At 47.2% G+C, this 12,943-nt stretch carries 18 protein-coding genes; all 18 read right to left on the minus strand.

What is annotated here, in order from left to right; genetic code table 11:
• Window positions 1–972 (minus strand): S24/S26 family peptidase (locus tag HMPREF0083_RS04700; RefSeq protein WP_021619936.1); only part of this gene is annotated, 972 nt, incomplete at its 3' end.
• On the minus strand, window positions 973–1,245 hold the full coding sequence (locus tag HMPREF0083_RS04705; protein ID WP_021619937.1) for a hypothetical protein: 273 nt from the start codon (window positions 1,243–1,245) through the stop codon (window positions 973–975).
• On the minus strand, window positions 1,235–1,528 hold the full coding sequence (locus HMPREF0083_RS04710; protein ID WP_021619938.1) for a hypothetical protein: 294 nt from the start codon (window positions 1,526–1,528) through the stop codon (window positions 1,235–1,237). The genes HMPREF0083_RS04705 and HMPREF0083_RS04710 overlap by 11 nt, the downstream gene beginning before the upstream one ends.
• Entirely contained in the window at window positions 1,525–2,109 is a 585-nt protein-coding gene (locus HMPREF0083_RS26170) for a putative phage tail protein (RefSeq protein WP_021619939.1), read from the minus strand. The genes HMPREF0083_RS04710 and HMPREF0083_RS26170 overlap by 4 nt, the downstream gene beginning before the upstream one ends.
• The gene (locus HMPREF0083_RS04720) at window positions 2,106–2,894 is read right to left on the minus strand and encodes a baseplate J/gp47 family protein (RefSeq protein ID WP_021619940.1); all 789 of its coding nucleotides are present in this window, start codon (window positions 2,892–2,894) and stop codon (window positions 2,106–2,108) included. Before HMPREF0083_RS04720 ends, HMPREF0083_RS26170 begins: the two co-directional genes overlap by 4 nt.
• Window positions 2,881–3,336, minus strand: a complete 456-nt coding sequence (locus HMPREF0083_RS04725; RefSeq protein WP_021619941.1) for a DUF2634 domain-containing protein — start codon at window positions 3,334–3,336, stop codon at window positions 2,881–2,883. Before HMPREF0083_RS04725 ends, HMPREF0083_RS04720 begins: the two co-directional genes overlap by 14 nt.
• Window positions 3,326–3,754, minus strand: a complete 429-nt coding sequence (locus HMPREF0083_RS04730; RefSeq protein WP_021619942.1) for a hypothetical protein — start codon at window positions 3,752–3,754, stop codon at window positions 3,326–3,328. Before HMPREF0083_RS04730 ends, HMPREF0083_RS04725 begins: the two co-directional genes overlap by 11 nt.
• A gap of 2 nt (window positions 3,755–3,756) precedes the next feature.
• Window positions 3,757–4,737 carry an XkdQ/YqbQ family protein gene (locus tag HMPREF0083_RS04735; protein ID WP_021619943.1) on the minus strand — a complete coding sequence of 327 codons (981 nt, stop codon included), beginning with the start codon at window positions 4,735–4,737 and terminating at the stop codon, window positions 3,757–3,759.
• A complete protein-coding gene (locus HMPREF0083_RS04740) occupies window positions 4,738–5,337 on the minus strand; it encodes a hypothetical protein (RefSeq protein ID WP_021619944.1) in 600 nt (199 codons plus the stop codon). It abuts the gene before it with no gap.
• A 3-nt stretch (window positions 5,338–5,340) separates the two neighbouring features.
• Window positions 5,341–8,565 (minus strand): hypothetical protein, encoded by a 3,225-nt coding sequence (locus tag HMPREF0083_RS04745; RefSeq protein WP_021619945.1) that lies wholly within the window; start codon window positions 8,563–8,565, stop codon window positions 5,341–5,343.
• Between the two features lie 52 nt (window positions 8,566–8,617).
• Window positions 8,618–8,749 carry a hypothetical protein gene (locus HMPREF0083_RS29695; protein ID WP_021619946.1) on the minus strand — a complete coding sequence of 44 codons (132 nt, stop codon included), beginning with the start codon at window positions 8,747–8,749 and terminating at the stop codon, window positions 8,618–8,620.
• A 5-nt stretch (window positions 8,750–8,754) separates the two neighbouring features.
• Window positions 8,755–9,165, minus strand: a complete 411-nt coding sequence (locus HMPREF0083_RS04750) for a phage XkdN-like protein (protein ID WP_021619947.1) — start codon at window positions 9,163–9,165, stop codon at window positions 8,755–8,757.
• A 75-nt stretch (window positions 9,166–9,240) separates the two neighbouring features.
• The gene (locus HMPREF0083_RS04755) at window positions 9,241–9,684 is read right to left on the minus strand and encodes a phage tail tube protein (protein WP_021619948.1); all 444 of its coding nucleotides are present in this window, start codon (window positions 9,682–9,684) and stop codon (window positions 9,241–9,243) included.
• Window positions 9,685–9,687: 3 nt separating this feature from the next.
• On the minus strand, window positions 9,688–11,040 hold the full coding sequence (locus HMPREF0083_RS04760) for a phage tail sheath subtilisin-like domain-containing protein (RefSeq protein WP_021619949.1): 1,353 nt from the start codon (window positions 11,038–11,040) through the stop codon (window positions 9,688–9,690).
• Complete coding sequence (locus HMPREF0083_RS04765; protein WP_021619950.1) at window positions 11,021–11,260, minus strand: YqzN/YkzM domain-containing protein; 240 nt, start codon at window positions 11,258–11,260, stop codon at window positions 11,021–11,023. The genes HMPREF0083_RS04760 and HMPREF0083_RS04765 overlap by 20 nt, the downstream gene beginning before the upstream one ends.
• Window positions 11,257–11,748, minus strand: coding sequence for a hypothetical protein (locus HMPREF0083_RS04770; protein WP_040301510.1), 492 nt, complete (start codon window positions 11,746–11,748; stop codon window positions 11,257–11,259). Before HMPREF0083_RS04770 ends, HMPREF0083_RS04765 begins: the two co-directional genes overlap by 4 nt.
• A 162-nt stretch (window positions 11,749–11,910) precedes the next feature.
• Window positions 11,911–12,573, minus strand: coding sequence for a LuxR C-terminal-related transcriptional regulator (locus HMPREF0083_RS04775; RefSeq protein ID WP_021619952.1), 663 nt, complete (start codon window positions 12,571–12,573; stop codon window positions 11,911–11,913).
• A gap of 82 nt (window positions 12,574–12,655) precedes the next feature.
• Window positions 12,656–12,943 (minus strand): hypothetical protein (locus HMPREF0083_RS28970; RefSeq protein WP_209421073.1); only part of this gene is annotated, 288 nt, incomplete at its 5' end.

The raw sequence follows: 12,943 nt of genomic DNA on the forward strand, positions 1-12,943 counted from the left end.
GGTTAATACATCACCGTTGTCGGCATCTGATGCGCTACCAGTAATCGAAAGGACACTTCCTTCGAATAATGCGTGATTATTTTGAGTAGAAAGTGTCAGAGTTGGATTTGAATTTTTCTTCTTTTTTCCGATGTAATACGTAATGGTTACATTTGTATCATTTCTAATCCCTGCTACTACATTTGCATTTGGTATTTCATTTATTAGTTGTGGTGTAGTAGGTATGTCAGGCTCCCCTAAACCCCACTGACTATAATAATATTTCAACCCGGAGATTGAAGCGTAAGCTCGGTATTCATAAGCCGTATCAGCTAGATATGGCTTTAAATCTAAGGTTGCTGTGCTAGGAGGTTGCGCCCTTTTATAAACAATTTCCCACTCAGGTCCCATCTGAACTGAATTTTTACTAGCGTTCTTCTGATAAATGTTGTAATAAGGAGACCCTTGCTCTATCGCTTCGTATTTCATAATACTGGTAGTATTATCCCCTACTTGATAAGCAACTTCCCCTGCATCTAATCCATTACTTGTATTCCAAGACTTAGCTTTTCCTGCTGGATTATAATGATTTAATAAAGGATCGAATGAGTAAGAAGTAAATAGTCTGTTACTAACTACCGAATACCAATCTTTTTTTACAAATTCCCAAGGCGAATCGTCATTATATAATGTTGCTGCTAATACCTTACCAAAATGGAGATTATCAAGCTGTACCCCTCTCTCTTCCAGTTCCTCCTTTGTCCGAACCTCCGCTCGCCCAAGGATACGTACATCAGCAACAAAAAAGTCGGCAGACAGCGCCCGGTTATCTCCCAGCAGCCTATCCCCGACTAATCGTTTCACTACTAACCGCCCTTCATGCTCAGCAACAACAACATCACCGTCCCTGTAGCCTTCCACCACCTCGACAATCTGCCCATTCCGTAGCGTTGGCTCCATTGAGCAACCACTAACTTGATACAACCTTTCCATCTATACCACCAGCCTCTTATTTCCCTCGTCATACCAGCCGCTAATAACCTGCACATCGGTCAGCGTATCCAGATTCTCGGTAAACACATTATCCGTAAAATTATTAAACAGCGCATCCTTTACCGCCTTAACATCAATTTGCAAAGAAGCAATGGCAGCGGTATGCAGACTCAGCAAAACGTGTGCATCATAAATGCCTTTTTCCCAGCGGATAATTTCTGTTTCAGTGACCGGCGTTTTCGGCGTCCAGTCAAGCTTGGGTTCAAACGCCATTGCCTTTCCCTCCTTTTATTACGAAACGAAAAGTAAACTCTGCTTGTTGGCTCTCCACTACAGCAAAATTCGCTTCCCTTTCTGTAATCATGTTGCCGTTCTCATCTAACAATCGTAAAGACATTATTTTATTGAGACCCGATATACCTTGCGTCACAATCACTACTTGATTTCCTGTCCTCTGAATGGATTGAATGGGTACGGTTTGTTCACCGTTCAGAACGATGGTCGATGCCCGCATACATAAATCCTGTGCGGTTCGTTCCAGATAGGCTGTGTTCATTCTAGCGTCACCTCATCTTCGTATTTTAGGGGCGTCATCCCTACTTGAAACTCCTCCACAGTATGATAACGGCGGAGGTTACAGGTGATTCGTTCGTCTATTTCTATCGTCTCGTCTGCGTTTGTAGCAATTGAGAAGCCATGCACATGCACCCGCCGCATTTTCATGAATGTTTTGTACAGGTGTGTAACATCAACGGCATCTTCCAACTGAAAAATGAACCGAATGATTTTTTGGTCAAACACCTCTTCGACTTGTGCATTTTTCAATTGCGAGACATGATTCGCCAAAGCGAGCAGCACAGACGGCGTGAACGGCAGCCTGGCATAGTATTTCTCAAATACTTTTAGCCGTCGTTCTTCATATGTCCCTACGCCAATCGGCAGGCCGAATAACTTCTCCCATACAGCAAGGCCCCATGTGGCTTTATGGATAAAAAACTGATCGCGCATATCCTCTATGCGGGATTGATGCAAGGCGAATTCTGCATCCAGCGCCTGAAACAGCAAGGCTGCATGCTTATCTTCATAATGAATGGGCGGGATGCGCTTCCGGTACTTTAAAGGTACTAATACTGTCATACTGGCGGACTCCAATCCAGCACATTAACCGCACCATCCGGCGTCACAATATTGTCCGTGCCTCCGTTAAGGGTGTAATCCATGATATCTTCCACTCCAGGTACAAACATTAAATTGGCAATAACCTGATAGCGTAGCACCTCATTTTTCTTAATATAGGCGTTCAGGTTTTCTACGATTTTAGCTTCCGTGTCTTCCAGGTTAGCATCAGGCGAAAGAATGAGCCGTGCCGCTACTACAACATGATGTATCGTAGCCGGAAGCACCCCAACATCATGCAGCGCCTCCCGTTCTTTTTCGATTGCTGCCCGCACAGCATCGCATAAAATCCGGGAAGCGGGTTGGCCTTCCCAATCCGTGATAAAAATATCAATGCTTAAATCATTGCGTAAATGCTCGATTGCCTTGGCAGAACCCGCTCCGGCATTTCGGGCCAGCCGTTCGTAATCTTTGGCACGCCCGCTACCTTCCTCCTCCTGAGTCCGGTTCAGTATCCGCTCCCGGTACGAATCGTCGCTCTCGCCTTCCAGTCGCGGAAGCCGGATAAATTCCTTTTGCCCGTGCCAATCCAGGAATTCACCATCTGCCCATAACGGCCAGCCCTGAATCCAGGCATATTCCAATAATTGCTGCTGCTCAGAGAACTCCTGGCAAAAGGGATAGCCCATCGTATAGAAATACTCCCCTTGTTCCGTAGGCATCTCATGTTTGACACGGTTTGCGCAGCGTTCATAAATGTAATCCGGGTCTTCGATCATAATTAGCAGCTTGTCATCCAGCTTCATTCGGCCATTTCACCTCCACCTCTACGGTTGCGGATACCCCGACTATTCGTATGCCCATCCGCAGTTTATTTTCAATTCGTTCCATATGCAGCACTTCTGCCTTTTCAATCTCTGAATGCGCTTCCAACGCCTCTTCGGCATCACGCTTGATTTCAATATCTTCCCATGCCGGCCATTCCGATTTTTCTACGCCAATCGCCTCATCAAAAATGACATATTGGAAGCGTTCTGTATTAAGAATGCGCATCGCTGTCTGGATTACGTATTCTTTATAAGTTTTTGTTTTCCTGGGGCGACCATCATCCTCCAGTACGAGGCACCGTTTCTCAAAGTCAATAACATACGTCCATTTCTTTTCAGATGGAATCCCTTCGATGTTCCCGATGTCTTCTATATCACTAAAATCCATATCAGGAAACAAAGAGGCTGGTTCATCCGCCATCTGGTCTCACGTCCTTTCCATGTACATAATACCGTTGGCCGGTCAGCCGGGAGACGATCAGACGGTCGCCCACCTGCAATGGACTAGGAATGACGATAACGCCCTGCAAAGAAGAACGAGGCACTTGTTTATATTCCGCTCCGCTTTCATACTCCACACCATTCGATAGAACGCCTGTCACACTCCCTTTTGCTTCTTCTCCTTCCATGTACTGCCCAATCTCAAAGTATGCCTCAACCTTCCGATCTTGTAGATATTCGGCAAAGATAAGCTTGTCGTATTCATATGGTACCGGGTCGCCGTCCACCTGTATTTGTGGTTTGCTGGGCCAACTAAGCAGCGTTGCCCGCTCCGTATCCCTGGCATCAATATGACCTGATATCCTATCTTTCCATAAATTTAATGCTTCTCTCAGCATGTCTACTGCCGCCTTTCCAAATCAAGCTGCACGGTATACATTCCGTTTTTGAAGGAGGTCTGCTCGCTGACCACGATCCATTTCGATTTGTATTCAGCCTCCTGAATCAAAACAAGCCATCCGGCGCGCAGTCCGCAGAGCGTAGGGTCCTCATGTTTCACGGTTATTTTCCTCGTTAGCTTCGGATTTGATAGCTCGACAAGCTTCTGTGTGGCGATGGTCGCCGGATCTTCTTTTTCCTCTACCTCGATGATTTCTTCCATCCGCCCCAGATTAGTAATGGCTCCGGCATTCGATTTTGTTACGGAAGATGCTATCTTGTCATCCTTCCATTTTTGTGCCGTAATGACTGTATATGTGTCTTCAATAGAAGAGCCCCGGCTGCTCGATTCCATTTGCTCCCGAATGAAGACAGGAACCCGGGTGTTCGTTCCTTCGCGGGCGACGACAATATAATAGCTCTGGTCTGTGCGAAAATATTCCAGATAAAAACGGTAGCCGGTATGTTCATACGCTTTGTGCAGTACATCCAGAATAACCTCGGAGTGGGCCATCGTTCCGTACCGTTCATCGATGGAAAAGCCGAGTGCCGGGCATCGGAAGTCGACCCCGGTACTTTGGATGTACTTTTGCAGTTCTGCACCTGCCTCGCCTTTGAGATAGGGACGGGTGCCTTTATTTTTAGCCAGGTACCATCCAAGCTCCCGTCCTTCCAATTGCCATTCGTTCGTAAATTCATCTTCTTCATAGCTAATAATCGGGCCATGAAAGAATTGATTTTTATGGTGCAGAAGCTGTTCCTGCGTCCGCTTTGCGAAACACATCAGCATGCCTGCCTGTTCAACGGGCGGGGCATTGCGCAACCGTACCGTCATGTTGCGAATAATCTCATCCCGATTAGACGACCATGAAAGATCAACCAGCGCTTCTGTGAGGGTATGTCGGACATTTTGCTTTCCATATACGACAGCAAACGTCTCCATCTATTTCCTTCCTCCCTTCACGCTGCGATTCTTCGTCTCGATTCGCTGCCTTTGCTGGGCTGTATCCTTACTTGTCCCGCCTTTTCCGCCCTTGTTTTGTTTTTTGCTCGACTCCTTATTGGTCGTATTTGCACGGCTAACTGCCGGCTTCGTAATGATGAGTCCCGGCTTTAGAAGCTGCTTCGTGTTGGAATAGGACACGATCTTTATTGGCTTGTACTCTACGAAAGTAAAATTAATATAAAGATTCGCCTGACCGTTTTTATAGCTTGGCTCCATGTTTTCCATCCACATCGTTTGACTGAACAGCGTATCAAATATAACGACGACAGGCTTTAGCTTCCATTGTTCCAGCAGCTTCAACGCTTGCTCCGGTGATTGGTATTTAATCGTTTCGGTACCGGTTTCCCACATTTCCTGCCAGAAACGCGGAAAAATAGCTGTAAAAGAAACCCGCTTCGCTTTGGAAACGGGTTTGCCTGTACGTTCCTCCCCGGTAATAACAGTGAAGGTTTCAACTTCATTACCGGATTGAATCTGAATTTCCTCCGGCGTCAGAGGGAAAGTAAACCGGTTATTGGCTTGCGCTAACGCCAGCATGCATTACCCTCCATTCTCTATTGCTTTATGAAGCTCTTCCCCGAGCACTCTACGCATAAGGGCACGACCTTCCGGACTGGTCATCATTTTCGCAAAAGCAGGGAAATCTTTGACCTGCTTGGCCATTTCACCAAAGTCCATCGTCATGTTCTGAATAATAACACCGCCCGTAGAACGAGTGGCTTGTTTCATCATCCGGGCAGCGACCGGTATTCTACCGCCTTCCGTTGCTTGACTGCGTGGCAATACATCAATGGCAGCTCGTCCACGAAGCGGGCGATTCATTGCACCTGCAATGAGATTCATCTTCTGTCTAACAGGGCCTGCATCCAATCCTCCCGCAAACATCGACATGAAATTGCCTGCCCATCGATCTGATTTGCTGGCCGGACCTTCCTTCGTTGGAGAGCTAAATCCAAGGTATTTCTTAAAAATTCCTGCCGCACCGGAAACAACAGCACTTAACAGCGGGAACTGACTACGAATACCGGAAGCGAGCATAGAAATCAAATTACTCCCCCAACTGCTTCCCTGACTCGAAATATTCTTTAATGACTCTAGGTGCTGCTTCGTTTGGTTAGCCGCACCCTTTGCTGATGTACTAACACCTGCAAAGCTTTGTCCGGCTTTCTTCGCGCCAGCAGAAATTTCCTGTGTGCTCCGGGCCGCTATAGTACCGAGCTGCTTTGCTTGTGCATTCGTTTTCTGCGTGGCAGAGCCTACAGCATGGATGTCCCCTTGCGCCTTCTTCGTATTTGAGCCTTTCCACCATCCCATAACGCTGGACTTCATTTTGTTAAAGGTGTTCTGTACCCCTTTGCCGGTTTTTTGGAAAAGGGAAAAATCCATCTCGATTCCTTTTTGTTTCATAGAAGTCTTTAAAGAACTAAAAGTTCCTTTAAAGCTCTCTTTTACCTGTGGCGAGATGGGAACAACAGGAGCGGGAGGCGGCGAAGGCTTGCTTGCAACTGCGTTTTGTACCTCTTTCTTTGCTGTCTCTTCTTTTTTGGATAAGCCAAAAAAATTGGCTGCTTTATCTTTCAAAGATACAACCGCATCAACAGCTTTCGCAGTTAATCCACTGCTATCTGCGAGACTGCCGATCTTGTCACCAATATAGTTACCGACTGCTGCTCCTGCAGCCGTACCAAATGGCCCCGCAAGCGAACCGATTGCCCCGCCAATAGCACCACCAGCAACGCCACCTACGACAGCGCCACCACCTGTTGAAATAGCTTGTCTCAATCCAACTTCTTTTGATGCTTGATACAATCCATATGCTCCTGCTCCAGCACTTGCAACCGCACCTACAATACCTGCGCCTTTTGCCAGTCCTTTCGTCCCTGTGAACAAGGCGTCTTTCGTTCGAGCCCAAAATCCCTTTTTTGGTGATTCTGACGGCTTCTTAGGTCGATTTTGTTCTATCACATCTTTTGCTTTATCCCGCGGAACCGTTTTTGTACGATGTGACAGGCTATGGTCTTCATTGCCCTTTTTCCTTCTGGTCAATTCATCCCTTGCGCTCGTTACTCGTCCACCCTTGCCGGGTTTTCTTCCTCTTCGGTCGCCCGTACTTATGCCACCACTGCCACCGCCACCGGAAACTGGCCCATTAACGAATACACGGGCAGCACTGACAGTCATGGAAGACAGGGGACGAATAGAATCAGAGCTTCCATTTTTACTACCTTTTAATGTAAAACGACGACGGGGTGGTTCTGCTGTATCACCTTTCCCCTTTTTCCTCTTGGGTCGCCAGGTAGCCAGTTTACCTACCCCTCCCCAGAACGCTTCATTGACAGTTTTAGCTCCTTTTTTCACTCCGCCAATTGCTAATCCGGTCCCGACAATTCCCGTAGTTGCTACGGCGAGAGAGCCCAGCGTGGACATGTTGTCCATTTTCTGTTTAATCCAGCCAGCCGCTTCAGCCAGCAGTTTAAAGACAGGCGTTATGTCCTTCGCAATTGTATTACCCAGCTCGATGAGTGCATCATTCAACGTCTTTTTCGCGTTCAGAAAATCGCTCCACGGATTATTTTCATTTACTTTTTGATACGTCTGGTCAAGCTTTTCCTTGTGTTCTTCGGGAGTGCTAATTTTCTTTGTGGCTTCAAAAAAATTGTTGGGCATACCCTTTTCCCCATCAGGGCCAGTACCAAATTCTTTCATAATGTCCTGTCGTTTTTGCTCATTCTCTACACCACTGAATATTTGCAGCATTGTACTGGTCGCAAGCTGGCGTTCAGTTTCGCTCCCAGATGACATGCGACCGGCGATTAGCTTTGCTTGCTCAGCCGCCTTTTCTTTCGCCTTCTCTTCTCCCTGTGCCCTATATGCACTCTCAATGACACTTTCCAGACCCCCATCCTTATGAAGGGCAAGTGTTCTTTCCTTTAATGCGTTTTGACCTTTATCTGCAGATGAAAGAATATCTGTCTCTTTCACGAGAGCGGCTAGTTTTTCTGGAGAATCGATGAATTTGGAAACTTTAGGACTGGAATCCATAATTGATGCAAGCGTATCGTCTTTAATATTTTTTGTGTTGCCCATAATGTAGTTCAGAGAATCGCCAAACTTTTTGGTCTCTTTAAAATTGGGCATAGAATCTTGCATAGCCAGCAAAGTTTTTTGATATCCCGCTGCCCCATCCTTGATCGGACGAATCATATTAAGCTTTAGAGCCTGCTCTGTAATGTCCTTGCCGTGGCCCGGACTGCTCATTTCAGCTGTCCTAAGCAAGTCAATAACTTCGGATTTTTTTTTGCTCGGATCGATTAAAGTAAGAGCGTCCACCTCTTGTTTTACTTGTTTATCGTCTTTGTTGGTCAATGCCTGGTATCGTGCAGTCGCCTGCCCTGTAGATACCATATCTTCGAACAACGTTCCGCCGCCAATCCATGAAACGATTTCTTTAGAAGTATCTTTAAGAGAAACCAGACCTTCGCGGATTTTTTCAATTTTACTTTTCGCTTCCTCATCTTTAACATTAACGGAGAGAGTAACAGCCATTTCATCCATCTGCTGAAGCTCAGAGCGAAGATCAGATACATCGCGGCGCGTACGGCTAACGACCAGCTCGATCCCTAAGTCTTTCCCTTTCCACTTCTCCATCTCTGAAGCTGCGGCGCTGAATTCACGTCCAACAGCTTTTGCCTGTGCGGCAATCTCCGCTAAAGCCGGAGACAGCTTCTCTTCACCGGAGAAGCTAACGGTAACAGAAGCTCCCATCCTTTCACCTCGACTTTCATAGAAAAGAACGCCATGGATAGCATCCTATCCTCTATTCCCGCATGGTACGCTTCATTTCTTCCTCTGCGATCATTTCAGCCGCCATACAGAAAAACTTCTGGCGCTCCCGATCTACCTCGTATTCCAGTATTTCTTCAGGCAGCCGATGGCGATTAATCCACATGAAAGCTATCCAGCTTGCTTCGGCGTCTCTTCTGACGAGATCTTTCCCTCCTTCAGTAACGCCTCCTTCGTATCGGTGAAGTTACGGACCGCCTTGCTTAGTGCGGCGTAATCATCGGGGTTATCCAACAGGCGCGGTGGCAGCTCGAACTTCTCAACGCAATTGTATGCCTTTAACAGCTCGGCGTTATTCCAGTCGAATTCATGCTCGGTCGCTTTGACGATCATGACATCAATTTCGTTGTACGTTTCTTTCGGTGTGCCGTCCTCTTCCATGGCCAGTTCAATCGCTCGGCGCACTTCCATCGTAGTTAGTCGACGTACAGACCAATTTTCCCCATCTGATTTCACCTTAATAATCTGATCACGTCGTCCGCCCTTCGCTCTTTCCAAATACTTTTGTAATTTATCGCTCATCGCTTTTTCCTCCTTAAAATCATTGCTTTGGATTTATTAAAGTAAAAAGAGGGCTGTACGCCCTCTCCCACTTTCTTACGCCATATATTCGGGGAACTTGCCGACAAAATCGAAATCTGTCGCCGTTCCGCTCAATGTAATGTCAATGCCTTTATTTTCATCGATTTTCGCTACCAGAATATCAATATCATTATGAATATGAATGCCGGTAATGAGCACACGCTCCGTATTTCCGGTCATCATATCCTCCAGAGAACCGGTAATGCGGTCCAGAAACATCGTTTTTCCTTGCTTGAACAACTCAAGCATACGGTAACGAAGGCGTGATTCCAGCTTCGACATGACAATCTTCACCGGAATTTCATAGCCAACAATCTGCTTTGTCTTCGCCATTCGTCTTGCTCGAATAATATCCAGTGTTTCCGGCTTTAAGATTACTTCAATCTCCTTAATCGTCTGAATCGGATCTCCATTGTCGTCCTGTACCGATAGATTACGGCCAATCAGTTCACGTTCCATCGATTACGCCACCTCCCAATCAATAAAGAATGCTTCTATCGCATCAAGCGGCTTCGCCAAAAGCTTGAAATAAGCAAAATCAAAGTCGCTTTCTTTCACCGGATGCTCCTCAAATTTATAATCTGTCGCAATTGCTTTTTGCTGCGCACGGATTTTCAGATATTCTGTCACTGCGCCAATAAAGATCGCCCGACCATCCGGATCGTTATCCAGCTGTGCCCGGTACCGTTTACCGACCGAGTAAATGTCATTCAAAATTTGATCGATGGTCATCGATACACGGATTTTCCCGAAATCTTCTCTTTCACCCGAACCGAGCGTCGTCAACGTGTTTACCGCAGATTCGATAATATAGTCGTATCCATCACGTGTCGCCATAAGCGTTCCTTCGGCCAGTCCCTTCATCACTTCGCTATGGCCCCAATCTACCTTGGCCAGCTTCAGTGGAACCTTAATGCCGGTGAACGATTTGTTGGCCGGTGTGCCTGCTACAAGGCCTGCTACCCAGGCTGCCCACTGAATGGAATTATACTCCTTTCCATTCACATGCTGACCGGCGATGGAATTGTTAATAATGAATCGGGCATTCAAGGCACGGGAACGCTCGTTATGCGCTTCAATGTCGCTGTCCTTCGCAGCATCTCCGGCTACAACGAGTTGCGCCAGCTTGCGTGCCTTGTTCCGCCTGTCCAGCAGCCATTGCTTGCACGCAGCCTGAACGGCAGGGTCCGCAGAAGGCAGATAAAACACATCAAATTCAAGCCCATCTATCCGGTTAAAGATACGACTCCACTCGCCAGCGGTAATCGTCGCTGTTCCAGACACAGCTCCGGTCAAGGCTGTATAAGCAATGTCTTCCAATGGAGTGCTTCCGTTGTTTTTGAATCGAACCATACTCGATTTCTTCAATTTTTCTTCCGCTTCATCCTTATCGGCTACAAGATACGTCTCTGTATCGTAAATCATCTTTGTATCGCGGATGATGATTTCTTTTTTCGCCGCATCGACAAGGCTTGGGCGAATCATATATTCGAAGTCTTCGCCGCGTTTTCCCGGGTACTTGGCCTGTACAGTATAGCTATCCGCTACTTCATGAGCAGCAGCCTTTTCCTGCTCATTCGTTACGCGATAGCCGACCACAGTAGCGCCATTCTCGGCCGCTAATTCAACTGTATCTACCAGCAATCCGGTTTCATGCAAGCGTTCGGTTGTGTCGGCCATATCGACTGCAAAATTTGGTTGTCCCCATTCCGCCTGATAAGGAACAAGTACGCGGCCAGCAGTCGGTAAAACCCGTGCTTTTGCTTTGGCCAGAAGGTCCACATATGCTCCTGATCTAATTCGTTGAATTGACATTTTTATCCTCCTTTGGATGCAGGTAGGCATCCAGTTTTTGTTTTACTTCCTGCTTGGTTAGCTCTGCATTCGCTTCGCAATCAAAAAGAGCGCCGGCCATCTCAAAGCGTTCTGCTTTGAATACGGGCCATGCGCTCTCAATCCATTCGGATTTTTTTCGCTTGTTTACTTCCCTTTGAATGGCTGTAGCCGGGGACTTGCGCATACGTTTCTCACTCACGCTTTCACCTCCTTTCCATTGACTTCAACATAGAAATCGTTAATTTTCATTCTTTCTGTTCCATCCTCCGCAGTCGGCTTAGGAACATGCAGCAGGTAGGAATACCGGAACATCACTTCTATCCGATCGCGCTTCTCCTGCGTTCGGGGTGGCTCGATTACTAGCATCGTTTCAAATAGTTTCGACGCCACACAGTACCGCTTCTGACGTAAATACATGAAGAAGGGAGCCAAATCAAACGGTATTGGCTCCCCCCTCTCCTGTTCATCAATCCGCTCATATTCATAATGAAAAACAAGCCTTACATCCTCCACCATACGAATGGATTGCCCCGTATGTATTTTTTCAGATACGAGGTCGGCCTCAATAAAGGCGCTGGGCCGCATAAGCTGACCCGCTTGCCATACATCCCCCTCCCAGCTAACAGGGAGGTCAGGATATATCTGATTTATAATCTCGGCCCATATTTTCTTCCCGATATCCCTCATCCGAATCACCTCCTTTCGCTTATCTTTCCTTGCGTCCAGCATACCACGCGGCAACTTCTTCTCACAAAAAACGCCCAAAGTGTAAAGGAATGTCTAAAATGTAAAGCAGCTCATTCATGGATCATACCCGTGCCTTTTCCTTTACGTCAAAAAAGCCTGCCACTATGCCGGCAGGCCTTCCCTCATCTCATCTTCATACATATTCCATGCCAGATTGCGTACCATCGCTCGACGAATCGTATCCACCGTCTGACGGCTTACCCGGAGCTGCTGTGCGATCTCATACATCTTCATACCGTCCAGCATTCCTTCCGCAACTGCCCGCTCCCGCTCATCCTGTAGCGCGGCTACGGCTGCTTCCAGCTTCTTCACCTTACATTCATAACGCTTTATACGCTCCCAGTTTCGCAACAATTTCCTCGCTTCTCTGAACGTTACATCCGAATGTACGCCCTGTGCCTTCGGCAATGACGCCTCAATACCGTATTGCGATGTTCCTCCTTTAATCATGTCTTCCAGCCATTCTCTTGGATACTGCTTATCTTCCTCCTCCCTGCTTTTTAAAGACGCAATGCTTTCTATCATCCAGCGATAATCCCGCAAATCCTGATCCGCACGCTGTACCGCTTCCAGTGCAGGCTCCAAATCAGGGAATAGAGCCTGTCCTGTCTGGCTTTTCATCTGCGAAGCCTCGTATTCTTCCCACTGGTGACACCCCTGCACCTTGCCGATATGCTCCCCATGAATCTGGCATCTTGTCGTTCTTCCCCAACCCGTTCCCGGACATTTCTCGCAAACTTCCTCTAATAATAGCTGTTTGTTCATACTACTCCTCCCCTTTAATAACGTATTCCGTTAGTAAATGAATAAAAAAAGCTGTGTTCACACGCAGGTTCTTAAACTATGCTTACCTCTTGAAACATATTTTACCAAGGGTGTTGATTATCCAGTATGATCCAGAGTGGATCGCCACCACACCGTGCCCCAAACGGGCGTCGGTTCGTCTCCCGCCCCGAAGCGTAGAGGACCGCTTTTTGCCCCAGCCAGGCGGGACCGCAAGGCCACTTTTTACCTCAGCCAGGCGGGACCGCAAAACATCTGGGTAGAGGCGAAGAGGGAGACAATTGCCGTCCTCTCTTGCCTGGCCAGGGCAATCGCTCAGAAAGGGAGACGAAAGGCCTTGTTTGTGTCCCGT

The sequence above is a fragment of the Aneurinibacillus aneurinilyticus ATCC 12856 genome (assembly GCF_000466385.1).
Lineage (GTDB): Bacteria > Bacillota > Bacilli > Aneurinibacillales > Aneurinibacillaceae > Aneurinibacillus > Aneurinibacillus aneurinilyticus.